Genomic DNA, 23,214 nt, shown 5'->3' on the forward strand with positions numbered 1-23,214 from the left:
GCTAGCGCCGCACCACGACACGCGTGCCGACGCCGACCCGATTGTAAAGGTGCTTCACGTCTTCGTTGGCCATGCGAATACAGCCCGACGACATCGCCTGGCCGATGGTCCAGGGCTGGTTCGTGCCGTGGATGCGATAGAGCGTCGAACCGATATAGAGCGCGCGTGCGCCGAGCGGATTGTTGGGGCCGCCGGGCATGTAGGCGGGCAGGATACGCCCCTTGGCCTTTTCGCGGGCACGCATCGAGGCCGGCGGTGTCCATCCGGGCCACTCGGCCTTGCGGGAGATCTGGTTCTTGCCGGTCCATGTGAAACCCTGGCGGCCGACGCCGACGCCATAGGCCATCGCGCGGCCGGGCTTGGTGACGTGGTAAAGCCGCCTGTCCGACGTATCGATGACGATCGTGCCGACGGCGTAACCGTCGAAGTTGATCATCTTGCGCCGGATGGGTGACCTGTCGGACCGCCGATAGGATGTCGGGCGGTTTTCCTGAAGATACTGCTGGCGTTCGGCTTTCGGCTTGAACAGCAATTCGTGCAATTGCACGTCGGCTTTGGCCGGCATGCCGGCGAACGCAACGGCCAATGCGGCCAGTCCCGTGATAATGGCTGATCTCATTCGGTCTCTCCTGCCTGGATTCCGGGTGCCCCTGCAAAAAGGGTGGCCCGTGATACCGCAGGGGTCAAGTAACGAGACCGTCAGCGGCGGCCGGTTCTCTCGGAAAGATTAACGGAATGCGATCTATGCGGCGCGAGGCGACATTGCCGGCTATTTCTTGTGCCAGACGCCGCATTGGACCAGAAGCCCGGACTTGCGCCGGAACGACGACAGGCTGACCTGCCGGTAGCCTTCCTTGAGCGCCTTGCGTTGGGTCGGCTTGAAATCGGATCCGACGGCCCACAGGTAGCGATACCTCTGGCCGCCCGTCTTCATGGTCAGCCGAAACTCCAGATCGCGTATCTTCAGAGTTTTCTTGCCGCTGTCGCGGCACTGGATCGCCATCAGCGTCATGTCGGGGCCCTTGGCATTCTTCCATGTGCGATACGCATCCGTACCGCTCAGCCAACCCGTGGTTTCCGCCTGCGCCACAGACCCAGCGAGGAGCAGGCAAATAATCGACAAAAAGAGCTTCTTCATGAAATTTCTCGCGACATTATTGGCGGTGAGACGGCTCGGCTGACGCCGGACATCTATCCCAGGTTCAATTCCTTGAAGAAATCGTTGCCCTTGTCATCGACGACGATGAAGGCCGGGAAGTTCTCGACCTCGATTTTCCAGATCGCCTCCATGCCGAGTTCCGGATACTCCACCACCTCGACCTTCCTGATACAGTCCTGCGCGAGGCGGGCGGCCGGGCCGCCGATCGAGCCGAGATAGAAGCCGCCATGACGCTCGCAAGCGTCGCGCACCTGACGCGACCGGTTGCCCTTGGCGAGCATCACCATCGATCCGCCGAAGGACTGGAACTGGTCCACATAGGAGTCCATGCGGCCGGCCGTCGTTGGCCCGAAGGAACCGGACGCATAGCCTTCCGGCGTCTTGGCCGGGCCGGCATAGTAGATCGGGTGGTTCTTGAAATAGTCCGGCATGGGTTCGCCGGCTTCGAGGCGGGCGCGGATTTTTGAATGGGCGAGATCGCGCGCGACGATGATCGAGCCGGTGAGCGAAAGACGAGTCTTTACAGGGTGTTTCGACAATTCGCTCAAGATTTGAGTCATCGGCTGGTTCAGGTCGATCTTCACCACATGTGCCGACAGCGCATCCTCGTCGATCTCGGGCATGTACTTCGACGGGTCGGTCTCAAGCTGCTCGATGAAGATACCGTCCTTCGTGATCTTGCCGAGTGCCTGGCGGTCCGCCGAGCATGACACGCCAATGCCGATCGGCAGGGACGCGCCGTGGCGGGGCAGGCGGATGACGCGCACGTCGTGGCAGAAATACTTTCCGCCGAACTGCGCCCCGACACCGGTCGCCTGTGTCGCCTTGTGGATTTCCGCTTCCATTTCGAGATCGCGGAATGCGTGCCCGTCTTCCGACCCTTCGGTCGGCAGCGTGTCGAGATAACGTGTCGAGGCCAGCTTCACCGTCTTCAGGTTCATCTCGGCCGAGGTGCCGCCGATGACGATGGCGAGGTGGTAGGGCGGGCAGGCGGCGGTGCCGAGCGTCAGGATCTTTTCCTTCAGGAACTCGACCATGCGGTCATGCGTCAGGAGCGACGGCGTACCCTGGAAGAGGAACGTCTTATTGGCCGATCCGCCGCCCTTGGCGATGAACAGGAACTTGTAGGCGTCGTCGCCTTCCTCATAGATGTCGATCTGTGCCGGCAGATTGTTCTTGGTGTTCTTCTCCTCGAACATCGACAGCGGCGCGAGCTGCGAGTAGCGCAGGTTCTTCTTTTCATAGGCGTCGAGCACGCCGTTCGACAGCGCATCGCTGTCGGTGCCGTCGGTCCAGACGCGGCGCCCCTTCTTGCCCATGACGATGGCGGTGCCGGTGTCCTGGCACATGGGCAGCACGCCGCCCGCGGCGATATTGGCGTTTTTCAGAAGGTCATAAGCGACGAAACGGTCGTTTTCGGTGGCCTCCGGATCATCGAGGATCGAGGCGAGTTGCTTCAGGTGGCCGGGGCGCAGCAGGTGGTTGATATCGGCGAAAGCGGCCTCCGACAGGAGCCGCATGCCCTCAGGTTCAACCACAAGGACTTCCTCGCCGCGAAACGTATCGACCGAAACATGCTTGTCCGTCAGCTTGCGCCACGGCGTGTCTGTTTCACCCAGCGGAAATAGGCCGTCTGCCATGTTCTTGTCCCTGATTTGATGAACACTTCGGCCCGTCTCATATCGCACTGACGAGTGATGGCAATGCCGCGAAGGCCGAAGTCCGGCGTTTTTGCTGTCAGCTCAGCGCAGCGCGGATGGCGGCGAGACCGTCTTCCGAAAGTTCGAATGCGGCGGCGCGGGCATTGCGCGCGACCTGTTCGGGCGTACTCGCGCCGGCGATCACGCTGGGCACCGCCGGGGATGCGAGAAGATAGGCGAAAGCGAGATCGATCAATTCGCCACCCAACTCTTCCGCAACGGTGGAGAGTTTGCCGGCGATCTCGAGATTTCGGTCGTTGAGGAAGATCCCCGCCAGGCGCGATCCGCCGGACAGCCGGGTGCCATCCGGCACGGCTTTTCCGGGGGCGTATTTGCCCGAAAGGATGCCGCTTGCCAGCGGGAAGAACGGCAACAGGCCGACGCCGTATTTCTCGCAAACGGGGAGAAGGTCCTTTTCAACGTCTCGCTCGATAAGGCTGTATTGGGCCTGCGTCGAAACGAAACGCTCGACACCGAGCTCCCGCGCAACGAATTGGGCTTCGACGATCTGCCACGGCGCAAACTGCGACGAGCCGACATAACGCACCTTGCCCGCGCGGATAAGATCGTCGAGGGCGCGCAGCGTCTCCTCGAGCGGCGTGTCGGGGTCCGGCAGGTGGAACTGATAAAGATCGGTATGGTCGGTGCGCAGACGCTTGAGGCTCGCCTCCACGGAGCGGATGATGCAGTGCCGGGAGCCATCGGTGCCCGGGTCGTAGCCGAATTTCGAGGCGACGACCGCCTCGTGACGACGTCCCTCCAATGCGCGGCCGAGGATTTCCTCGGCACGCCCGTGATTGTTCAGCGGATAGGCGTCGGCATTGTCGAACAGGGTGACCCCATGGTCGAGCGCGGCGTGAATGACCCTCGTCGATGCCGCCTCGTCGAGCCGTCCGCCGAAATTGTTGCAGCCGATGCCGACCGTCGAAACCTTGAGGCCCGACGCGCCAACCGTTCTCGAATCCATAGCCAAATCTCCGTGTCAGTCGCCGATATTGAGACCGATATACCGGTCCAGCGTTGCGTGGTCGGCGAGAAGGTCTTTCGAGGCGGCCTGGTGGACGATCCGGCCACGCTCCAGGATGATCGCCTCGTCGGTCATGCCGAGGGTCACTTCCGCGTGCTGTTCCACCAGCATGAGCGTCATGCCGGCTTCGCGCACCATGCGTCCGATCGCTTCACCGAGTTCCTCCACGATGATCGGTGCGAGTCCCTCCAGCGGCTCATCCAGAAGCAACATGGCCGGATTGGTCATCAGCGTGCGTCCGATGGCGAGCATCTGCTGCTCACCGCCCGAAAGCTGGTTGCCCTTGTTCTCGCGGCGCTCCTTGAGGCGCGGGAAGAGGTCGTACACCTTTTTCACGTCCCAGGGGCCCGGGCGTGCGACGACCGTCAGGTTCTCCTCGACCGTCAGCGAGCGGAAGATGTCGCGTTCCTGCGGCACCCAGCCAAGCCCCATGCGGGCGCGCAGATGCGGCTTGACCGTCTGGATTTCCCGACCGCGCCACAGGATCGAACCGGACAGGAACTGGGTGAAGCCCATGACGGTCTGGATCAGGGTCGACTTTCCGACGCCATTTCGCCCGAGCAGCGCCACGCCGGCATTCTCGGAGACCGAAAACGACACGCCGTCGAGCACCACCGCATCGCCATATCCGGCGCGCACGTCGCGCAGTTCAAGCAGCGCTTCAGCCATGATGCGCGCCTCCAAGATAGACTTCGCGGACCTGCGGATCGTGCGCGATCTGGTCAGGCGGACCTTCCGTCAGGATCGCGCCCTGGACGAGCACGGTGATGGAGGTGGCAAAGGAGAAGACGAGATTCATGTCGTGCTCGATGAACAGGACCGAGATGTCCTCAGGCAGGCCGGCGATCACCTCGAACAGGGCGGCGCTTTCGGATTTCGGAACGCCGGCCGCCGGTTCGTCGAGCAGCAGCACTTTCGGTCTGGAGGCCAGCGCCAGCGCGATTTCGAGCAGGCGCTGCTGGCCATAGGCGAGGTCGCGGGTCGGCTTGGTCGCGGCGTCCGCCAGTCCGACGCGGCCGAGAAGGTCGTAGGCCTCGTCGATGGCCGCGCCATGTTTCGCCAGCGGCGAGAGCCAGTGGCCGGAGAGCGCGTCGCGTTCGCAGATCGCCATGGTCGCGGATTCGAGGGGCGTCAGTTGCGGAAACAGCGTGTTGATCTGGAAGGTGCGTCCGAGCCCTCGCTTGACGCGCGCATCCGGCAACAGGGACGTGATGTCCTCGCCGTTCAATTGCACGCTGCCCGTATCCGGGCGTAGCGCGCCGGTGATGAGGTTGATCAGTGTCGTCTTGCCGGCGCCATTCGGGCCGATCAGTGCATGGCGCGCGCCCTGCGGCAGGGCAAGCGAGACGTTGTCGGCGACCACCAGCTTGCCGAAGGCCTTGTTCAGGTTGCGGGTTTCGAGGCTGTTCATGCGCGCCTCCCCAACCGGGCGAGGCGTTCCAGCCCGCCAAGAATGCCGCGCGGCAGGAACAGGACCACCAGGATCAGGATCAACCCGATCCAGAAGTACCAGTATTGCAGGTAGAAGCCGGAGATCTGGTCACGGGCGATCATGAAGATGATCGCGCCGAGGATCGCGCCGTAAAGCCGTCCGGTGCCGCCAAGGATCAGCATGACCGCGATCTCGGCGGATCGCTGAAAACCGAGCGCCTCCGGCGACACGGTCTCGGAAATCTGTGCGAGCAGGGCGCCCGCCACGCCTGCGAAAGCCGCGGCGATGGTGAAGATCTTCCGCAGATGGGCGTGGTTCGGCGCGCCCAGAGCGGTCGTGCGAACCGGGTTTTCGCGGATCGCTTCCAGCGTCAGCCCGAAGGGCGAATGCACGATGCGACGCGCCAGGAGGAACAACACGAACAGCGTCGCCAGCGCGTAGGCATAGGCCGTGTGGCCCCACAGCGAGAATTTCCAGATGCCGAGGAGCTTCCATGTGTCGATGCCCTGAAGGCCGTCGGAGCCGCCGGTGAACTGGTCAAAGGAGATCGCGAGTTCCGCGAGCAGGAAGGAAAGGCCAAGCGTGATCATCAGCAGCGCGAGATGCTGTACGCGCACGATCATGAAGCTGACGATGTAGCCGACCGCCGCCGTGACCGCTGCGGCCAGCAGGAGGCCCGAGATCGGTTCGCCCCAGCCTCTCGCCGAGAGAATCCCCGCCGTATAGGCGCCGATCCCGAAAAAGGCGGCGTGGCCGAGCGAGATGATGCCGGCATAGCCGAGGATCATGTCCAGCGAGATGCAGAACAGTGCGGTCACGGCGACGGAAGCCGCGAGCGACAGGTAGTTCTCGAAGAAAACGAAAGGAATGACCGCCGCCGCGATCCAGAAAATCGCTTCGTAGGGTGAGATGCGGGCTTTTGCCCTGATCCAGCTTCTCGGGTCCATGGCCTAGCGTCTCGCGAAAAAGCCGTTCGGCCTGAAGAACAGGATAACGACCATGAACAGGTAGATCAGGAAGGGGCCGAAGTCCGGGAACAGGAATTTCCCCGCGACATCGAAGATCCCCAGCGCTGCGGCGGCGAGAAAACTGCCCCAGATCGAGCCGAGGCCGCCGATCGACACGACGATCAGGACCGGCACCAGTATGTGGAAGCCGAAATTCGGGTCGATGAACAGGATGTCGATGGCAAGCGCGCCGCCGAGACCGGCGAGGCCGCTGCCAAGCGCGAAAGTGAGCGCGAAAATTGCGTTGATGTTCAATCCCAGTCCGCCGGCCACCTTGTCGTTGTCGACGGCCGCGCGGACCATCGCGCCGAAACGCGTGAATTCGAGAAACAGGATCAGCCCGGCGGTCACGGCGAGTGCGACGATGACGAGAAAGATACGATAGGCCGGCAGCTTCAGGTCGCCGATCTCGACGAAACCCTTCAGATAGTCCGGCAGGTCGACCGAGTGGTGGACGGTGCCGAAGAAGAATGCCGCGACCGCGTAGGACGCGAAGACGACGCCGATCGTCAGCAGGACCTGGTTGAGTTCGCCCGACTTGTAGATGCGCCGGAACAGCACCGCCTCGAAGACGGCGGCGACGAGTGCGGTTGCAAGGAAAGCCAGGGGCAGGGTTGCCAGAAAGGGCCAGCCGGCGCTTTCGACCAGCGCATAGGTCACATATCCGCCAAGCATGGCGAAGGCGCCGTGCGCGAGATTTGTGAAGTTCATCAGGCCGAGTGTCACCGACAGTCCGACGGACAGAAGGAACAGGAGCATTCCGTAGGAAAAGCCGTCGAACAGGACCGCGATCAGCGTTGACATCTCATTTTCCGGGAAATGACCGGCGCGGAAAGACCGCGCCGGTCCGGTGTCGTGTTGATTACTTGGCGTTTTCGACCTGGTCGATGATGACGTTGGCCGGCTTGCCGTCGACCATCTGGACTTCGCGGATCCAGATCGTCTGCACGACGTCGCCGGTTTCCGCGTCGATGCCGATCGGGCCGCGCGGGCTGTCCCAGGTCATACCCTTGGCTGCGTTGATCAGCGCCTCGCCGGATGCATCGCCGCCGGTTGCCTCGAGTGCCTTGTAGATCGCGGCCATGCCGTCATAAGCGCCGATGGAGTAGATGTCGGGATCGCGACCATCATTGGCTGCGCGGTACGCTTCGACGAACTCGTCATTCATCGCATTGTCGCGGTGGACGTTGTAGTGATAGGCCGTGATGATACCGAGTGCGGTCTCGCCAAGCGCTTCAAGCGCGGCATCGTCGGTCAGTTCGCCTTGGCCGTAGATCTTGGTGTTTTCCGGCGTGATGCCGCGTTCGGCAAGCGCCTTGGCGAGGGCCGGCGGCTGCGTTCCGCCCGGAACCCACACATAAAGCGCTTCCGGATCGGCCTCGGCCACGCGCTGCACGAAGGGCGAGAAGTCCGGATTGACGACCGGGGTGCGGTCCTGGCCAACGATCTCGCCGCCCGCCGCCTTGAAGGCTTCCTCGAAGGCGGTGCCTGAGCCGATGCCCGGGCCGTAGTCGGTCACCATCGTGTAGACCTGCTTGACGCCCTGATTGGCGATCCAGGTGCCGAAATTGCCGTTGATCTGGCTCGCGGTCGCCGAGGTCCGGATCATGTAGGGCGACTTGGTGATGATCACGGGCGTGGTCGCGTTCATGACGACCATGAACTTCTCGGCCTCGGCCGAGACGTCACCCATGGCAAGCGCGTTCGGCGTCAGAAGCGCGCCGGCGAGGATGTCCACCTTGTCGCGCACGATGAGTTCCTCGGCGAGACGCTTGGCGACGTCGGGCGCGATGCCGCCGACATCCTTGCGGATGATCTCGATTTTCTTGCCGGCAACGGTGTCGCCATGCTGCTGCATGTAGAGCGTGATGCCGGCGTCGAGCTGCGCGCCGGGATCGGCGAACTGGCCGGAATAGGCGTTGATGACGCCGATCTTGACGGTTTCCTGGGCGAAGGCCGCTCCGCACAGCAGCGTCGCGGCGGCCGTGAGAAGGGCTGTAACTGTCTTTTTCATGCTTTCCTCCCTGACATGAATGTCGAATTCAGAACTTAGCTTACGCCTTTGTCGCGTCAATTATCCAGATCACGCGACGGGTTGATGACCGGGATCAGGAGCCGGGACGGCCGGCTCTTTCCCATGTGGATATTCTGGCGGCCGGCATTCAGCGTTTCCTCGTGCCGGGCATGGACGCTCGGCTTGGGATAATCGTAGATGTCGGCTCCCTGGACGACCAGCCTCAGGCCTTCGCCTGCGTCGAAATGCGTACCTGAAGGCCAGATCTCGATATCGACCGGTACGATCTCGCCCACTGTCAGCTTCTGCTCGCGCCGATGGGCAAGGACCGGCATGTGCGGTTCGGATTCATCGGGATCGAGTTCGCGATGCGAGACGCGTAGCCAGCCGAGAGCGACCGGCCCGTCCTCGAACTGGGCGTAATAGGCGAAGGGCACGACATTGCCGTCGGCATCGAGTTTCTGGATGGCGACGAAAATGTCCATGTCGTCGCCCGCATCAACCGAGACCCAGAGCCGCAGCGCCATATGGCCGACCAGATCCACCGGTTCGTCGAAGCGATGATCGAAGACGAGGCTTTCGCCGGCGGTCGGGTCGTAGGAGACCGTCGCATCGTCGCCGGGTTCGTTCTGAAGCGCGCCCGGGGCGAGATGGAGGGACCTGTATTGCGTGTCCTCGATAGGCCATTGCCGGGCCGGCAATTCGGCGCCCTGATAGTATTTCTCACGCAGTTCGTAGAGAACCGGCGGCCAGGCGGCGATTTCCGTCTCCTTGCCCTGCAGGAAATGGTCGAAGAAGGCGCGCTGCATCTCGACGCAGCGCGGCTCGTAGTAATGCGCCCATTTCTTGCGGCCGTGGACGTAGAGCCATTTACGGTCCGAGGAGATGCGCCGAAAGCCTTCCAGCGTTCCGCGCGTATGCAGCGCCTGGTCGGTCCAGCTCGCGCAGACGAAAGCCGGAACCTCGATGCGGTCCAGCTTCGCGCGCTTGCTGTCCCAATAGGCGTCGAACAACGGGCGTTCGGCTGTTTCCAGCCTCAGGTCCTCGATCTCTGTGACGGAATGCCCCCAGCGGCCCGGCAGATAGTCCCAGAACGAGGTTTCGGGAATGCCGCCATGGCGAACGACTTCGCGATAGGTATCGCTCCAGCCTTCCCACGGATTGATCGCGGCAAGATGCGGCGGGTTCAGTTCTGCGACACGCCATTGCGACGAGGTCAGATAGGAAACGCCGGACAGGCCGACCTTGCCGTTCGACCATGGCCGTGTGCCGGCCCATTCGATCAGCGCCGCAAAATCGCGTGCCTCCTCGGGCGAGAGGTAGGTCGCCCGGCCTTCGGAATGCCAGGTGCCGCGCGGGTCGGGGTTGATGACCGCATAGCCGTGCCGGGTCCAGTAGACAGGATCGGGGGCCTCGAAGGCCGTGTAGTCCGAAATCAGGTGGTCGTGGACTTCCGCCTTTGGGAAGTTGACGGAATAGCGCGTGTGACCGTGCTTGCCGTATGGCCCCCAGGCGATCAACGGTGCGGCGATGCCCGTTTCGGGCCGAAAGACGTCGACATGGATCGTCACGCCGTCCGGCAGCGTTACCGCGACATCCTTCTCATAGAGCATGCCGTCGATGATCTGGCGCTCGTGCCTTGGCGGTTTTGCGCCGCGCGCGGCCGGCTCGGTGAGCGGAGGCCGAAAACGATATGTGAATGTCGTCATGCCTCCTCCCATAATCTTCGCGTGTAACGAAGTATACAAAATAGCCGCTTCGGCCGTTTCGTATCTCCTCCCAGAGACCCGATGATTCCCTTATCTATCGCGGATTATCAAGCTTTTTCTCTGCTGTCGCCGAATTGACGATCGGCAAGCGAAAGGAGCGCGATGCATACACGAAACGTGAATCATCATGGCTTGGCGGCTGTATTTTCCGCGCCGCCCGACTGCAGGAGGCGCCCGTCAGGCCCGGCGTTTGACCGTGTTTGTCGTTTTGGCAGCTTCGCGCATGAGGGCGCCGATCTCGCCGAGCGATTCCGCCATGGTTCCGTTATCGAAGGCGGGGTCCTCGAGGATCCGCAGGACATTCTCGGGAACCGTGCGCGGCAATTCTGAAATCGGCATCGCGCAAGAGACGAGAAAGCCCTGTATCTCCGTGCAGCCCATCGCCACCAGCCGCTCGAGCTGTTCGATTTTCTCGACACCCTCGGCGACGACCGACATGCCCAGACCCGCCGAAAGCCGCATGATCGTGTCGATGATGTGCAGCGCGTTGGACGCCTCGTTCATCTCGCGAATGAAGGACTGGTCGATCTTGATCGTGTCGAAAGGGAACCGGTTGACGTAGCTGAGCGAGGAATACCCGGAGCCGAAATCGTCCAGCGCGATCAGAACGCCCATTGCCTTCAGCTCCGTCAGAACGGTTACCGCGCGGTCGGCATTGTCGATGAAGAGACCTTCGGTGACTTCCAGTTCGAGTTTCGAGGCTGCAAGTCCCGTGGCGTCGAGGACGCGGCGGACCGTGTCGGAAAATCCCTTGCCCTGGAACTGCCGCGGGCTGACATTCACGCTGACATTGGCTTCGCCAAATTCGGCGGCCGCGGTCTCGCATGCCTTTCTCAGGACGTATTCGCCGAGGCCGACGATGATGTTGGACTGTTCGGCGACTGGAATGAAATCCGCCGGTGATATCCGCCCTTTGACCGGGTGCTCCCAGCGCAACAGCGCTTCGTAGGAGACGATCGATCCGGTTGCGATATCGACGCGCGGTTGGAAGTGGAGTTCGAACTGTTCCTCATCGACCGCGATCTTGAGGTCTTCCTCGAGCTTCTGGCGGTTGCGCAGCTCTTCGCCCATGCCGGGTTCGTAGACCGCATAGGTGTTGCGGCCGTTATTCTTGGCGGCATAGAGGCTGACGTCGCAATGCTGGAACAGCACTTCGGCGTCTTCCGCGTCGCGCGGTGCTATCGCGACACCGACGCTGGCGCCGGGCCGGATCGTGTCTCCGGTCGGCAGCAGGACCGGTTCGGAGATCGCGTGGAGCAGCCGGTGCGCGAGGTCCGCCGCCTGATTGGGGAAATCGATGCTTGCCTGCACGAAGGCGAATTCGTCGCCGCCGAGCCTTGCGACGCAATCGCCGGGTCCGGCCGCAGCGCGCAGTCGTTCGGCGACCGCGACGATGACCGCATCGCCTGACGGATGGCCGTGCAGGTCGTTGATATTCTTGAACTGGTCGAGATCGATCAGCAGCAGCGCCGTCGCCCCGCCGTCGATCGCGATGCGTTCCATGAGCTGGCGCAGACGCTGGTTGAAATGCGCGCGGTTGGGCAGATCGGTCAGCGGATCGTGCATGGCAAGATGATAGATGCGCGCCTCGGCCTTCTTGCGTTCCCGCAGATCGGCGAATGCGAGGACCTGGGTCTGGCGGCCCGAGTAATCGATATTGCGGCAGCGAAATTCGACGGGAACCTTTTCGCCTTCCACCGGCCGAATGTTGGTTTCCGCGGGGCGCTCCGTATCGTCCTCGAGGTGGGCGCGCGCGCCGGGCCAGTCTATGGCGGGAAACAGGCTCTTGACCGAACGCCCACGCAATTCGCCTTCCGCAAGGCCGAACAGCTTGGTGGCGGCCGAATTGGCGTCGATGACCTGATGGTCGCTTGCAAGAATGATCGCCTCGAACGTCGCGTCGGCGAATGCCGCCATGCGGTTCGCTTCCTCTTCGGAGCGGCGGATCTCGGTTTCCTGCTGGCGGCGGCTTTCGGCCTGCTGGAGATTGTCCATCAGATCGTTGAAGACGTCGGCAAGTTCCTTGGCGTCGTCGCCATGGCGCGATTCCAGGCGTACGGAGAGATCGGCGTCGCCGGTGACGAGCGACCGCATCGCTTCCTCGACATGGGCCGTACCGATCAGCGCTTCATGTTCGCCGTAGTTCAGCCCCTGGATTTCCGTTTTCCGATCGACGCGGACGGCGGTGAGTTTGTTCAGGAGCGTCACGAGGACGAACCCGATACCGAAGGCCCAGGCGAAGTTGACCGCGATGCCGAGCAACTGCACGAGGAATTGCGCGCCGCGAGATGCCGCCGGCAAATCGGCTTCGGGCGCCAGAAGCGCCAACGCAAGCGTACCGAAAACCCCGGCAAATCCATGCGCGCCGACCGCGCCGACCGCGTCGTCCACCTTGAAGCGGTTTTCCAGCATCATGTTGGCTCGGCTCGTGATCAACCCGCCGGCAAGGCCGACAAAGACCGCCGACAATGGATCCAGCAGGTGGCAGCCGGCGGTGATCGCGACGAGACCGCCGATCATGCCGTTCGTGGCGCGTTCGGGGAAAGCCGCCCGCTCGACATAGTGAAAATATGCATAGGCGGCGCCCGCGCCGGCGGCGCCCGCAAGAATGGTGTTGAGCACGATGCCGGCGACTTCCGGCGAAGCGGCCAGCGTCGAGCCGCCGTTGAAGCCGATCCAGCCGACGAAGAGCATCAATGTGCCGGCGGCGGAGAGCACCGGGCTGTGACCGGTGAAACGGACCGGATTGCCGTGAGGGTCGAAACGTCCCTCGCGCGGACGGAGAACGAGACACGCCGCCAGGGCGATCCATGCGCCGGTCCCGTGAACCACCGTCGAACCGGCGAAATCGACAAAGCCGAGATTGGCGAGCCACGCCCCGGTGTCGGCGCCCCGCGCGGTGCCCCAGGCCCAGTGCACGAAGACAGGATAGATGATCGCCGCGGTCAGGAAGCTGATGACCACGTAGACGCTCAGCTTCATGCGTTCGGCCACCGCGCCGGCGATGATCGTCGCCGCCGTGCCGCAGAACATCACCTGGAATACGAAGAAAATCGCGTCGTGTGGCGTGATGTTGCGAAGGAACAGCATGTTCGTATCGAAGCCGATCCCAATCACGTGATGCGACGGGCCGAATCCGATCATGAAGCCGACGAAGAAGAACGCGAGGACGGCGAATGCGAGGTCGAGAAGGTTTTTCTGGGCGACGTTGATTGCGTTCTTGGTGCGAACCGCGCCGGCTTCCAGCAGCAGGAAGCCGATCTGCATCAGCAGAACCAGGGCCGCGGCCACCAGAATCCACACCGAATCCAGCCGCGACGCCAATTCGGAAATCGAGAGTTCCGATGCGGCCGCCGTGCCGGTGGTGATGAACAGGAAAACGGATAAAAGAAAAGCGCGGCTCCGAAAGGCCATTCATACAATCCCCAATTGTGACCGGCACTCTGCCGCACAACCGGTGGCGACTTCGTTAAAGTCCGCTGCAGCGCAGCAATTGGCGCGAACCAAGGCTAATGAAGGGTTAGGAGGGATTGGGCCTGCCGGCAGGCAAAAATGCTGCTGCACCGACAATGTCACGATGTTCCGTTAGAATATTTTTTTACTCTTCCGGATATCAAGCCAAGTCTTGGGTCAAAATGGGTTTTCACAATGAAAAGCAATGCAGCCACTTCCGACCGCGTCGGCATGTACTATCGCTCCCTGTCGGAAGCCGAAAACCAGACGATCTACCGGATCAAGGAGCAGGGGCAGGAGTTCTTGGAGTTGATCGACGAACTCGGAGAATCTGATGAAACGCGCCGCGCCAAGGCCCGTATCGAAGAAGCCGTCATGTGGGCGGTCAAGCACATTACGAGGTAGCCCGAACCGCGTGGGCGTTAATCGTTCCATGGCCCTCGGCATCTCCCGAGGCAATGGCCGCTTGTCGTAATAGCAGGAAATTGAAACCAGTCAGATGATGGTGGGCGATGCTGGGATTGAACCAGCGACCCCTGCCGTGTGAAGGCAGTGCTCTCCCGCTGAGCTAATCGCCCTGACCCTGCGTGGAAGCGCGGATATAGTCTCCGGCGTGAAGGAAAGTCAACTGGTCGCGTCGCGCCGGTCGAGAAGGCTTTTGGCGAGCGCCGGATCGAGCTCGCGATAGTGCGAAATCACCGTGTCCGGGCCGAATGCGCTGACATGGCGGTCCGTATATCCGAAGTCCACCGCGACGACCGGGATTCGGGCTGCTTGCGCGGTGCGGATGTCTGTCTCGCTGTCGCCGACCATGAGTGCCCTTGCGGGATCGCCGCCGGCCCTGGCGATCGTACCGGTCAGATGTGCCGGGTCTGGTTTTCGGACGGGGAAAGTGTCCTGTCCGCAGATCGCGGCGAACAGTCCGTCGATTTCCAGCGCCTCGAGAAGGCGCACGGCATTGGCCTCGATCTTGTTGGTGCACACTGCCGCGATATAACCCTCGGCGCGGAAAGCGCCGATCGCGTCGAGCACATGCTCGTAAGGGCGTGACAGGCCCGGCATGGTGTCCTGATAGTAATCGAGGAAATGGCCCATCAGTTCGTCGAGCGTCTCGGGCGCGGGCACCTGGCCGGATGTCTCGTAGGCGCGTTCCAGCATGACGCGGGCACCTTGGCCGACATATTTGCTGAATCCCTCATCGTCGATCGGCCCGAGGCCGACATGCTTCAACGCATGGTTCATGCTGGCAAGCAGGTCGGGCGCGGTATCCACCAGCGTTCCGTCGAGATCGAACACGATGATCGGCGGTTTCATCGATTGCTCCGTTCGGGTTATCCGGCGTCCGGGTTAGTGCGGCAGGACACGCATTGCAACGCCAATGCGCCGGGGAAGGCGGCGATTGCAGGTTGGCGAGGGGGCGGCGGCATGATAACCGGTCCCGGCTCAATCGGGGAAACGCCTGTATATGTCACAGGACCAGCTGAAAATCGCCGCGGCGCAGACCGCATTGTCGCATGTCGAGAACGGCATGAAGCTCGGCATTGGAACGGGCAGCACGGCGGAGGCATTCGTCCATCTCCTGGCCGAAAAGGTCGGCGACGGCTTCAAGGTCACCGGGGTGCCGACATCGGAGCGCACGGCGCGTCTCTGTCTCGAACTCGGCGTTCCGCTGACCACGCTGGACGACACGCCTCGTCTCGACCTGTGCATCGACGGGGCGGACGAAATCGACCCGGGCCTGAACCTGACGAAGGGCGGAGGCGGCGCGCTGCTGCGCGAGAAGATCGTCGCCCACGCGTCGGCAAAATTCATCGTGATCGCGGACGAGAGCAAACTCGTCCCGGCGCTCGGCGCGTTTCCGCTGCCGATCGAGATCAATCCGTTCGGGCTCGAGGCGACGCGCCAGGATATCGCGGAAGCCTATGCTGGCCTTGGCTATTCAGGCCAGTTGCGCTTGCGTGTTCGCGACGGGCAACCCTACGAAACGGACGGCGGACACTTCATCCTGGACGCATCATTCGGCCACATTTCGGACCCAAAGGCTTTGTCCGACGCGTTATTTGCGATCCCGGGCGTCGTGGAGCACGGCATGTTCATCGGCATGACGTCGCTTGCCGTCGTCGCAGGGAAGGACTCTGTACGCACGCTTGAAGCGCCGGCCGATTGACGGCGCGCAATCGCTCGCACAATCATACTGGGGAATTGGAGTAGATCGAGATCATGAAGTTTCTGGCAGTCAAGACTTTCCGCAATGCCGTTGCCGGACTTGCGCTCGCGGTGGCCATGTCGCCCGCGGCGCTGGCGCAGGACATTTCCGAATCGCATTTCGCCGCCGCCCGCGCGGCTGTCGCGGCCGTCGATGCGACCGACGCCTATGACGCGATCCTTCCGGCCGCGGCAGAGCAGCTCAAGGCGCGCCTGATCGCCAGCAATCTCGATCTCGAAGTCGCGATCACCGAGACCGTCGACGAGGAAGCGTTCAAGCTGGCCGCGCGGCGCGCCGACCTCGAAAACGAGGCGGCCCGTATTTATGCCGCTGCCTTCAGCGAAGACGAACTGAACGCGATCACCGAGTTCTACAATTCGGAGGCCGGCAAGAAGCTCTTGCAGAACGGCCCGATCGCGGCGCGCGAAATCAACAATGCGGCGGGCATCTGGAAACGCGGCATCGAGCGCGATCTTCTCGAAAGCGTTTCCAAGTCGCTGAACTCGGCAGGGCTGCGGGCCAACACCGACACCGCCGCGCCGGACACGACGAACGGCGCCACGCAGAACTGATTGCCGTTCGCATGAGTGTTTTGGGCCCGGCCATTGTGCCGGGCCTTTTGTTTTTTCGCCCGATCCTCTAAGCGATGGCCCGTCCGATACGAGGCGAATTCATCTGGAGACGCGGTTCATGACGCAGTACGACTACGACCTCTTTGTTATCGGCGGGGGTTCCGGCGGCGTGCGCGCGGCGCGGCTCGCCGGCGCGATGGGCAAGCGTGTCGGCCTCGCCGAGGAATACCGCATGGGTGGGACCTGCGTGATTCGCGGATGCGTGCCGAAAAAGCTCTTCGTTTACGCGTCCCAGTTCTCCGAGCATTTCGAGGATGCTCCCGGCTATGGCTGGAGCGTTGGCGAGACCGCGTTCGACTGGCCGACACTGATCGCGGCCAAGGATGCGGAAATCACCCGTCTGGAGGGCCTTTATCGCAAGGGGCTGGAAGGAAACGGCGTCGCCATACACGAGACCCGCGCGAAGCTTGTATCGCCGCACGAAGTGCTGCTGGAGGCGACCGGCGAGACTGTGACGGCGGACCAGATTCTTGTCGCGGTCGGCGGGCGCCCGAATCTGCATGATGCGCTGCCCGGTCACGAATACTGCATCTCGTCGAACGGCGCCTTCCATCTGGAGGAATTGCCGAAGGCGGTCATCGTCGAGGGCGGCGGTTACATCGCCGTCGAATTTGCCAACATCTTCCACGGGCTCGGCGTCGATACGACGCTCGTCTATCGCGGCCAGAAGATCCTTGGCGGCTTCGACGAGGATTTGCGCGACCATCTTCAGGAAACGATGATCGCCAAGGGCATCAAGGTCGTCTGTCACCAGATCCTGGAAAAGGTCGAGAAACGGCCGGATGGCCGGCTGGACGCGCGTCTGTCAGGCGGCGAGGCGATCGCTGTCGATCAGATCATGCTGGCGATCGGCCGCGTTCCGAACACCGAGAATCTCGGCATGCGCCATGCGGGTGTCGAACTCGACGTCCGGGGTGCGATCGTCGTCGATAATTACTCGCGCACATCGGTCGAGAACATCTGGGCGGTCGGCGACGTGACGAACCGGATGCAACTGACGCCGGTCGCCATTCACGAGGCAATGTGTTTCCTGGAAACCGCCTTCAAGGACAATCCGACCGTGCCGGACTACGACACCGTCGCGACGGCCGTGTTCTCGCAGCCGGAAATCGGCACGGTAGGCTTGACGGAATCGGCCGCGGCGGAGCGGTATTCGGAACTGGAGGTCTATCGCGCGAGCTTCCGACCGATGCACAACATCCTGGCCGGCCGCGACGAGAAGATGCTGATGAAGCTGATTGTCGATGCTCAAAGCCGCATTGTCGTCGGCGCGCATGTAATCGGACCGGGCGCCGGCGAAATGGCGCAGTTGCTGGGCATCTCGCTCAAGGCGCGCTGCACCAAGGACGATTTCGACGCGACGATGGCGGTGCATCCCACCGCGGCGGAGGAACTGGTGACGATGTATGCGCCGACCTACCGGGTCAGAAACGGCAGCCGCGTCGACTGACACGGTCCCTTGAGCCGGCCCCTTGAACCGGTCGGGGTGAGGGCCTTATGTCTGGGTGAGTGAAACCCCGACCGAACATCATGAGTCCCGAGCAAATCGACAATCTTCACCGGGCTGCCGCCGATGGCGCGGTCTTCGCCTATTTCGGCTATGGCTCGCTGGTCAACCGAGACACCCATCGAACCGCGATTTTCGGCGCGGTGAGGGCTTCGGTTCGCGGCTGGCGCCGGCATTGGCAAGGCCGTCCGGAGCACACCGACGATCCCATCTCGCTTCTGAGCGTCAGGGCGGAGAACGACCCGGAGCATGTCCTGCCGGGCCTTTTGGTCTTCGATAGGCTGGAAAACCTTCCCGCGCTGGATGAGCGCGAATTCAATTATCACCGCCGCGTCGTCGGAATGGACAGGATTACGGTCGCCACCGACATCGCGTTCGACGTGCCTGTCTATATTTACGAGGGCAAGAGGGAGATCGCCGCGGGCACGGGCCATGCCATCCTGCAGAGCTATCTCGACGCGGTCCTGCAAGGCTATCTTTTCGAGTATGGCGCGGATGCCGTGAAGGATTTCATCGCCGACACCCATGCATTCGACGACACGCCGATCATTCGCGATCGCGACATACCGCGTTACATGCGCAGCGTGACGCTGAGCGAAGAACAGCGCGCGCTAATCGACGATGCGCTTGCCGCGCATGGCGTGAAATACCGCGAACCGGCCTGAGCCCCCAAGGACGTTTCCCCGACATACAGGCTGGAATCGCCGATTACTTTCCCGTATAGGGGCGCGACGGCGGAGCAGCCAGATAGTGTGCTGCCGCCGTCGGCAACCCGTTAAATCGAATGCGAGTAAGTAAAATGGCAACGACGTGGACACCTGACAGTTGGAGAGCAAAGCCGATCCTGCAGGTCCCGGCCTATCCGGACGCCAATGTGCTGGAAGAGGTCGAGGCCCGTCTGCGGACCTATCCGCCGCTCGTATTTGCAGGTGAGGCGCGTGCGCTCAAGAGGCAGCTGGCCGAAGTCTGCGAGGGCAGGAGTTTTCTGCTCCAGGGCGGTGACTGCGCCGAGAGCTTCGCCGAACATGGCGCCGACAATATCCGCGATTTCTTCCGGGTATTCCTCCAGATGGCCGTCGTTCTGACCTTCGGCGGCTCGAAGCCGGTGGTCAAGGTCGGCCGTATCGCGGGCCAGTTCGCCAAGCCGCGCTCCTCGGACATCGAGAAGCAGGACGGCGCGGAACTGCCGTCATACCGGGGCGATATCATCAACGGCATCGACTTCACGCCGGAGTCGCGCATTCCCGATCCGAACCGCCAGGAAATGGCGTATCGCCAGTCGGCGGCGACGTTGAACCTGTTGCGCGCTTTCGCGCAGGGCGGTTTCGCCAATCTGGAAAACGTCCATCAGTGGATGATGGGCTTCGTCGGCGACAGCCCGCAGGGTGAACGCTACGAGGCGCTGGCCGATCGCATCTCCGAAACGATGGACTTCATGCGCTCCGTCGGCATTACCTCGGAAAACTACGCCAAGCTGCGCGAGACGGATTTCTACACCAGCCACGAAGCGCTGCTGCTCGGCTACGAGGAAGCGCTGACCCGCGTGGATTCGACGTCGGGCGACTGGTACGCGACTTCCGGCCACATGATCTGGATCGGTGACCGCACCCGTCAGGCCGACCACGCGCATGTCGAGTTCTGCCGCGGCATCAAGAACCCGATCGGGCTGAAATGCGGGCCGTCGCTGCAGGCTGACGACCTGATCAACCTGATCGACATTCTCAATCCGACGAACGAGCCGGGCCGTCTGACGCTGATCGCACGTTTCGGACACGACAAGGTCGAAGAGCACCTGCCGCGCCTGATCCGCGCCGTCGAACGCGAAGGCAAGAAGGTTGTGTGGTCCTGCGATCCGATGCACGGCAACACGATCACGGCCAATCGCTACAAGACGCGTCCGTTCGAGCGGATCCTGTCGGAAGTGGAAAGCTTCTTCGACGTCCACCGCGCCGAGGGCACCTATCCCGGCGGTATCCATGTCGAGATGACCGGCAAGAACGTCACCGAATGCACCGGCGGCGCGCGTGCCGTGTCGGAGGAAGAATTGTCCGACCGCTACCACACCCATTGCGACCCGCGCCTCAACGCCGACCAGGCGCTGGAACTGGCTTTCCTGATCGCGGAAAACCTCAAGCAGGGCCGCAGCAACGGCAATGGTGACAACCGGATCGCGGTCAACGCATAACCTGCGACAACCGCACGTCGCGCGGCGGCAATCGATTTCAGCGGGGACGGTCCATGATCGTCCCCGTTTTCATTCGGGGAGATCGAAATGGAAAAGCGGAGCGGTCGCTGTCACTGTGGGGCGGTGACCTATTCTGTGGACGGCCCGGTCCGCGCTGTTCATTTCTGTCATTGCGAACAATGTCGACGCCAGGCGGGCCATTTCGTCGCCGCCACGGCGTGCGACGACGATCAACTGACCGTCACCGGCTCCGAAAACCTGAGCTGGTACGCCGCTTCGGATACGGCGCGGCGCGGTTTTTGCAAGACCTGCGGGTCTCTCTTGTTCTGGAAGGCCAATGACAGCGACAGGACCGCGATCATGGCGGGTTCGTTCGACAAGCCAACGGGCCTTGTGGCCGGCCATCACATCCATGTCGCCGACAAGGGCGATTATTACGATATCGGCGACGGCCTGCCGCAGTTCCCGCAGCGCTGATCACCTGTTCTCATTTGTTGAACGCAAAGTCGCCGATTGTCCACTCGCATCGCGTGGCGGACCATACTATCTGCATTGCAAAGGAGACTGACGATGTCTGCAATGCCCAGTGTTTTCGTGTCCCATGGCGGACCGAATGTCGTCATTGAACCGTCCGAAGCGCATGATTTCCTGAAATCGCTCGGCTCGCTCGTTCCGAAGCCGAAGGCGATCGTCATGGTGTCGGCGCATTTCGAGACCGATGGACCGGTCGTCGTGACCGATCCCAATCCCGGCATGATCTACGATTTCGGCGGTTTCCAGCAGGAGCTTTACGAAAAGGTCTATCCTGCGCCGGGCGAGCCTGAACTCGGCATGCGGATCGCCCAGATCCTCGCGGATGCGGGCCTCAATCCACGTATCGCGCCTGAGCGCGGCTACGATCATGGTGCCTGGAATCCGCTGATCCTCGCCTGGCCCGATGCCGATATCCCGGTCGTCCAGTTGTCCATCGACCCCAACCGCGACGCTGCCTATCACTATGCGCTCGGCAAGGCGTTGGCGCCTTTGCGCGAGGAGGGGATCCTCCTTCTCGGTTCCGGCCATATCACGCATAATCTGCGGGCGGTTTTCGCGTCGATCCGTTATGGCCGCGATCCCGACCCGGAGCTTCCGGGCAAGATCGAGGCGTTTACCGAATGGTTCGCCGAGCAGTTCGCGAAGGGCGATACGGAGGCGATCCTCGACTGGCGGGCTCGCGCGCCTTTCATTGCCGATAATCACCCGACCGACGAGCATCTTCTGCCATTGTTCTTCGCCTATGGCGCGGCTGGTGATGCGCCGAAGCCGGAACGGGCGCACCACTCGCGGCAATACGGATATTTCGCCTGGGATTCCTGGTTCTTTCACTAATGCCCCTTGAAGCGGCGGCGCGGGCAGGCAAATAGGCGGTCATGAGCGATATCGATCCCCAACTCCTGCTCGGACACCGTTCCGGCCTGCCCGAAGATTTGCGTTATCTCCTGGAGCGTTATCCGCGCGATCAGTGGCAGGCGCACGAGAATCTCGGCGGCATGGCGCAGTTCTGGCTGCAGCGCCACGACATGTTCCGCGAACTGGGCGGCATGCTCACCCAGTCGGTCTCCGACTACAGGGAAGGGCAACTCGAAGCGCAGCCCTTCGCGTCCTTCTTCGTGCCGAGGCTGCAATTCTTCCTGCAGCAGTTGCACGGGCATCACCAGATCGAGGACATGCACTATTTCCCCGTTTTCACGCGTGCTGAATCCGGGTTGATGCGCGGTTTCGATCTGCTGGACAACGACCATCACGTCATCCACGACGCGCTGGAGCGGAACGCGCATGGCGCCAACGGCTTTCTCGGCAAGCTCGGTGAAGGGCGTGACGCGGCGCGCTACGCCGCCGATGCCTATGCGAAGGACACCGAAGACCTCGTCGCGATGCTGCTCAGGCACCTCGAAGACGAGGAAGACCTGATCGTTCCGGTGATTCTGGACCGTGGAGAGGCCAAACTCGGACTGATGTAATCGTCACGCCTCGGCCATGGCGCTTTCGAAGTGCTCGAAAATCAGTCCGTCCAGTTGCTTCAAACCCCAACCGTCGTAAACACGGCCCTCGACCGACTTTTCGTCCATGACGACGATGCCGGAATGGCGATTGTCGGACCGGATGACATCCATCAGCGCGAGAACATCCTCTTTCGCCCCTTCAAGGATCTGGGCGAAACGCTTGCCGTCATAGCCGAGCGCGCCCGTAATTCCGAGCGACGGGTTCTTCATCGACGCGGCGTTTACAAGCGTATCGATATCGATTGATTGCATGTCCGGACGGGCCGAACTGACATAAAAAAGGCGGTACATTAAAGAATTCCAAAAAAGCAGTCCCTCGCGGCGATTTACGCAATGTTCCAAGGGGCTGTCGATTAAATTTAACACATCGACCAACATAGCTGGCGAGTGTTTTTTTCCGGCATGGCGCAAGTCAGCGCAGGATCGCGAAGCCGGGGAGGCGGGTGCCGTCGTCGGCATTGCCCCCGCTTACGCTTTCGACGCGCGCCGGCCGCACTCGCTTCCGCGCCCTTTCGGTGGTTCGTGTTTTTTTCCGGCAGGCGTGGCATTTCGCGGCAAGCGACGTTATATACGCGTCAACCGGTTCGGCTGAAATGCTGAATCGGATCGTCGCGCCGACATCCGAAAACCTTACAGGTCTCGGGTCGTTTCCGTAAAACGGAACTTTACCGTTTTGCTCACAAGCGCGGTTTAGCGTCATGCGCGCGTCGTCATCAGGCGATTCTCCTGTTGCCAGCCACAGGCCGCTGATCTTGCGGCGAACGGCGGAAACATCTTGGCGTTGCGCTTGTCGCAGTGCCCGAACACGAACCGAATGAGGAAGCCATTGCAAGTTCTCGTTAGAGACAACAACGTCGACCAGGCACTTCGGGTGCTCAAGAAGAAACTGCAGCGCGAAGGCGTTTTCCGCGAGATGAAATCGCGTCGCGCCTATGAAAAGCCGTCCGAGAAGCGTGCGCGCGAAAAAGGCGAAGCTGTTCGCCGCAACCGCAAGGCCGCACGCAAGCTGGCGCAGCGCGAAGGCCTGCTGCCGGGCCGCAAGCGTCCCGCACGCGGCCGCTGATCCAGATTTTTTCGCATG

At 62.1% G+C, this 23,214-nt stretch carries 23 protein-coding genes and 1 tRNA gene; 10 read left to right on the forward strand and 14 right to left on the reverse strand.

Annotated elements, in window-relative coordinates; all coding sequences use genetic code 11:
• Position 1: 1 nt before the first annotated feature.
• The 11 genes from ACQK2M_RS12685 to amt all read right to left on the reverse strand — a co-directional run bounded on the left by ACQK2M_RS12685 (position 2) and on the right by amt (position 13,522).
• Positions 2 to 619, reverse strand: coding sequence for a L,D-transpeptidase (locus ACQK2M_RS12685; RefSeq protein ID WP_425418117.1), 618 nt, complete (start codon positions 617 to 619; stop codon positions 2 to 4).
• A gap of 150 nt (positions 620 to 769) precedes the next feature.
• Complete coding sequence (locus tag ACQK2M_RS12690) at positions 770 to 1,138, reverse strand: hypothetical protein (protein WP_425418118.1); 369 nt, start codon at positions 1,136 to 1,138, stop codon at positions 770 to 772.
• Between the two features lie 53 nt (positions 1,139 to 1,191).
• Positions 1,192 to 2,799, reverse strand: a complete 1,608-nt coding sequence (locus ACQK2M_RS12695) for a fumarate hydratase (protein WP_425418119.1) — start codon at positions 2,797 to 2,799, stop codon at positions 1,192 to 1,194.
• A gap of 97 nt (positions 2,800 to 2,896) precedes the next feature.
• On the reverse strand, positions 2,897 to 3,826 hold the full coding sequence (locus ACQK2M_RS12700) for an aldo/keto reductase (protein ID WP_425418120.1): 930 nt from the start codon (positions 3,824 to 3,826) through the stop codon (positions 2,897 to 2,899).
• A 15-nt stretch (positions 3,827 to 3,841) separates the two neighbouring features.
• On the reverse strand, positions 3,842 to 4,555 hold the full coding sequence (locus ACQK2M_RS12705) for an ABC transporter ATP-binding protein (RefSeq protein ID WP_425418121.1): 714 nt from the start codon (positions 4,553 to 4,555) through the stop codon (positions 3,842 to 3,844).
• Positions 4,548 to 5,297, reverse strand: a complete 750-nt coding sequence (locus ACQK2M_RS12710) for an ABC transporter ATP-binding protein (RefSeq protein WP_425418122.1) — start codon at positions 5,295 to 5,297, stop codon at positions 4,548 to 4,550. Before ACQK2M_RS12710 ends, ACQK2M_RS12705 begins: the two co-directional genes overlap by 8 nt.
• Positions 5,294 to 6,265 (reverse strand): branched-chain amino acid ABC transporter permease, encoded by a 972-nt coding sequence (locus tag ACQK2M_RS12715; protein WP_425418123.1) that lies wholly within the window; start codon positions 6,263 to 6,265, stop codon positions 5,294 to 5,296. The genes ACQK2M_RS12710 and ACQK2M_RS12715 overlap by 4 nt, the downstream gene beginning before the upstream one ends.
• A gap of 3 nt (positions 6,266 to 6,268) precedes the next feature.
• On the reverse strand, positions 6,269 to 7,129 hold the full coding sequence (locus ACQK2M_RS12720; RefSeq protein ID WP_425418124.1) for a branched-chain amino acid ABC transporter permease: 861 nt from the start codon (positions 7,127 to 7,129) through the stop codon (positions 6,269 to 6,271).
• Between the two features lie 58 nt (positions 7,130 to 7,187).
• Positions 7,188 to 8,339, reverse strand: coding sequence for an ABC transporter substrate-binding protein (locus ACQK2M_RS12725; RefSeq protein WP_425418125.1), 1,152 nt, complete (start codon positions 8,337 to 8,339; stop codon positions 7,188 to 7,190).
• 56 nt (positions 8,340 to 8,395) lie between these two features.
• A complete protein-coding gene (locus tag ACQK2M_RS12730) occupies positions 8,396 to 10,048 on the reverse strand; it encodes a CocE/NonD family hydrolase (RefSeq protein WP_425418126.1) in 1,653 nt (550 codons plus the stop codon).
• A 237-nt stretch (positions 10,049 to 10,285) separates the two neighbouring features.
• Entirely contained in the window at positions 10,286 to 13,522 is a 3,237-nt protein-coding gene (gene amt, locus ACQK2M_RS12735; RefSeq protein WP_425418127.1) for an ammonium transporter, read from the reverse strand.
• Between the two features lie 234 nt (positions 13,523 to 13,756).
• On the opposite strand from amt, the gene ACQK2M_RS12740 reads away from it, so the two are divergent.
• Complete coding sequence (locus ACQK2M_RS12740; protein WP_223475096.1) at positions 13,757 to 13,966, forward strand: DUF7681 family protein; 210 nt, start codon at positions 13,757 to 13,759, stop codon at positions 13,964 to 13,966.
• Positions 13,967 to 14,064: 98 nt separating this feature from the next.
• On the opposite strand, the gene ACQK2M_RS12745 is transcribed toward ACQK2M_RS12740, so the two are convergent.
• Both ACQK2M_RS12745 and ACQK2M_RS12750 read right to left on the reverse strand, forming a co-directional pair.
• Positions 14,065 to 14,139: transfer RNA gene (locus tag ACQK2M_RS12745), tRNA-Val, on the reverse strand.
• A 46-nt stretch (positions 14,140 to 14,185) separates the two neighbouring features.
• Positions 14,186 to 14,875 carry an HAD family hydrolase gene (locus ACQK2M_RS12750; protein WP_425418128.1) on the reverse strand — a complete coding sequence of 230 codons (690 nt, stop codon included), beginning with the start codon at positions 14,873 to 14,875 and terminating at the stop codon, positions 14,186 to 14,188.
• A 151-nt stretch (positions 14,876 to 15,026) separates the two neighbouring features.
• On the opposite strand from ACQK2M_RS12750, the gene rpiA reads away from it, so the two are divergent.
• The 8 genes from rpiA to ACQK2M_RS12790 all read left to right on the forward strand — a co-directional run bounded on the left by rpiA (position 15,027) and on the right by ACQK2M_RS12790 (position 22,091).
• Positions 15,027 to 15,728: a ribose-5-phosphate isomerase RpiA gene (gene rpiA / locus ACQK2M_RS12755; RefSeq protein WP_223475094.1), complete on the forward strand. Its 702-nt coding sequence runs from the start codon at positions 15,027 to 15,029 to the stop codon at positions 15,726 to 15,728.
• 53 nt (positions 15,729 to 15,781) lie between these two features.
• Positions 15,782 to 16,339, forward strand: coding sequence for a DUF2059 domain-containing protein (locus ACQK2M_RS12760; protein WP_223475093.1), 558 nt, complete (start codon positions 15,782 to 15,784; stop codon positions 16,337 to 16,339).
• 118 nt (positions 16,340 to 16,457) lie between these two features.
• Positions 16,458 to 17,849, forward strand: a complete 1,392-nt coding sequence (gor, locus tag ACQK2M_RS12765) for a glutathione-disulfide reductase (protein WP_425418129.1) — start codon at positions 16,458 to 16,460, stop codon at positions 17,847 to 17,849.
• An 80-nt stretch (positions 17,850 to 17,929) separates the two neighbouring features.
• The gene (locus ACQK2M_RS12770; protein ID WP_425418130.1) at positions 17,930 to 18,571 is read left to right on the forward strand and encodes a gamma-glutamylcyclotransferase family protein; all 642 of its coding nucleotides are present in this window, start codon (positions 17,930 to 17,932) and stop codon (positions 18,569 to 18,571) included.
• Positions 18,572 to 18,705: 134 nt separating this feature from the next.
• Positions 18,706 to 20,091, forward strand: a complete 1,386-nt coding sequence (locus tag ACQK2M_RS12775) for a class II 3-deoxy-7-phosphoheptulonate synthase (RefSeq protein ID WP_425418131.1) — start codon at positions 18,706 to 18,708, stop codon at positions 20,089 to 20,091.
• An 87-nt stretch (positions 20,092 to 20,178) separates the two neighbouring features.
• Positions 20,179 to 20,568 (forward strand): GFA family protein, encoded by a 390-nt coding sequence (locus ACQK2M_RS12780; RefSeq protein ID WP_425418132.1) that lies wholly within the window; start codon positions 20,179 to 20,181, stop codon positions 20,566 to 20,568.
• Positions 20,569 to 20,661: 93 nt separating this feature from the next.
• Entirely contained in the window at positions 20,662 to 21,459 is a 798-nt protein-coding gene (locus tag ACQK2M_RS12785; RefSeq protein WP_425418133.1) for a DODA-type extradiol aromatic ring-opening family dioxygenase, read from the forward strand.
• Positions 21,460 to 21,500: 41 nt separating this feature from the next.
• Positions 21,501 to 22,091, forward strand: a complete 591-nt coding sequence (locus ACQK2M_RS12790) for a hemerythrin domain-containing protein (protein WP_425418134.1) — start codon at positions 21,501 to 21,503, stop codon at positions 22,089 to 22,091.
• Positions 22,092 to 22,094: 3 nt separating this feature from the next.
• Here the strand turns inward: ACQK2M_RS12790 and ACQK2M_RS12795 are convergent, their stop codons facing one another.
• The gene (locus ACQK2M_RS12795; RefSeq protein ID WP_223475086.1) at positions 22,095 to 22,424 is read right to left on the reverse strand and encodes a BLUF domain-containing protein; all 330 of its coding nucleotides are present in this window, start codon (positions 22,422 to 22,424) and stop codon (positions 22,095 to 22,097) included.
• A gap of 535 nt (positions 22,425 to 22,959) precedes the next feature.
• Between ACQK2M_RS12795 and rpsU the strand changes: the two genes are divergently transcribed.
• Positions 22,960 to 23,196, forward strand: coding sequence for a 30S ribosomal protein S21 (rpsU, locus tag ACQK2M_RS12800; protein WP_223475085.1), 237 nt, complete (start codon positions 22,960 to 22,962; stop codon positions 23,194 to 23,196).
• Positions 23,197 to 23,214: the final 18 nt, after the last annotated feature.

This window comes from Oricola indica (assembly GCF_965227485.1).
GTDB lineage: Bacteria > Pseudomonadota > Alphaproteobacteria > Rhizobiales > Rhizobiaceae > Oricola > Oricola indica.

Coding starts and splice junctions, on each gene's coding strand:
- ACQK2M_RS12685 (WP_425418117.1), bottom strand. CDS start 619: ATGAGATCAGCCATTATCACGGGACTGGCCGCATTGGCCGTTGCGTTC.
- ACQK2M_RS12690 (WP_425418118.1), bottom strand. CDS start 1,138: ATGAAGAAGCTCTTTTTGTCGATTATTTGCCTGCTCCTCGCTGGGTCT.
- ACQK2M_RS12695 (WP_425418119.1), bottom strand. CDS start 2,799: ATGGCAGACGGCCTATTTCCGCTGGGTGAAACAGACACGCCGTGGCGC.
- ACQK2M_RS12700 (WP_425418120.1), bottom strand. CDS start 3,826: ATGGATTCGAGAACGGTTGGCGCGTCGGGCCTCAAGGTTTCGACGGTC.
- ACQK2M_RS12705 (WP_425418121.1), bottom strand. CDS start 4,555: ATGGCTGAAGCGCTGCTTGAACTGCGCGACGTGCGCGCCGGATATGGC.
- ACQK2M_RS12710 (WP_425418122.1), bottom strand. CDS start 5,297: ATGAACAGCCTCGAAACCCGCAACCTGAACAAGGCCTTCGGCAAGCTG.
- ACQK2M_RS12715 (WP_425418123.1), bottom strand. CDS start 6,265: ATGGACCCGAGAAGCTGGATCAGGGCAAAAGCCCGCATCTCACCCTAC.
- ACQK2M_RS12720 (WP_425418124.1), bottom strand. CDS start 7,129: ATGTCAACGCTGATCGCGGTCCTGTTCGACGGCTTTTCCTACGGAATG.
- ACQK2M_RS12725 (WP_425418125.1), bottom strand. CDS start 8,339: ATGAAAAAGACAGTTACAGCCCTTCTCACGGCCGCCGCGACGCTGCTG.
- ACQK2M_RS12730 (WP_425418126.1), bottom strand. CDS start 10,048: ATGACGACATTCACATATCGTTTTCGGCCTCCGCTCACCGAGCCGGCC.
- amt (WP_425418127.1), bottom strand. CDS start 13,522: ATGGCCTTTCGGAGCCGCGCTTTTCTTTTATCCGTTTTCCTGTTCATC.
- ACQK2M_RS12740 (WP_223475096.1), top strand. CDS start 13,757: ATGAAAAGCAATGCAGCCACTTCCGACCGCGTCGGCATGTACTATCGC.
- ACQK2M_RS12750 (WP_425418128.1), bottom strand. CDS start 14,875: ATGAAACCGCCGATCATCGTGTTCGATCTCGACGGAACGCTGGTGGAT.
- rpiA (WP_223475094.1), top strand. CDS start 15,027: ATGTCACAGGACCAGCTGAAAATCGCCGCGGCGCAGACCGCATTGTCG.
- ACQK2M_RS12760 (WP_223475093.1), top strand. CDS start 15,782: ATGAAGTTTCTGGCAGTCAAGACTTTCCGCAATGCCGTTGCCGGACTT.
- gor (WP_425418129.1), top strand. CDS start 16,458: ATGACGCAGTACGACTACGACCTCTTTGTTATCGGCGGGGGTTCCGGC.
- ACQK2M_RS12770 (WP_425418130.1), top strand. CDS start 17,930: ATGAGTCCCGAGCAAATCGACAATCTTCACCGGGCTGCCGCCGATGGC.
- ACQK2M_RS12775 (WP_425418131.1), top strand. CDS start 18,706: ATGGCAACGACGTGGACACCTGACAGTTGGAGAGCAAAGCCGATCCTG.
- ACQK2M_RS12780 (WP_425418132.1), top strand. CDS start 20,179: ATGGAAAAGCGGAGCGGTCGCTGTCACTGTGGGGCGGTGACCTATTCT.
- ACQK2M_RS12785 (WP_425418133.1), top strand. CDS start 20,662: ATGTCTGCAATGCCCAGTGTTTTCGTGTCCCATGGCGGACCGAATGTC.
- ACQK2M_RS12790 (WP_425418134.1), top strand. CDS start 21,501: ATGAGCGATATCGATCCCCAACTCCTGCTCGGACACCGTTCCGGCCTG.
- ACQK2M_RS12795 (WP_223475086.1), bottom strand. CDS start 22,424: ATGTACCGCCTTTTTTATGTCAGTTCGGCCCGTCCGGACATGCAATCA.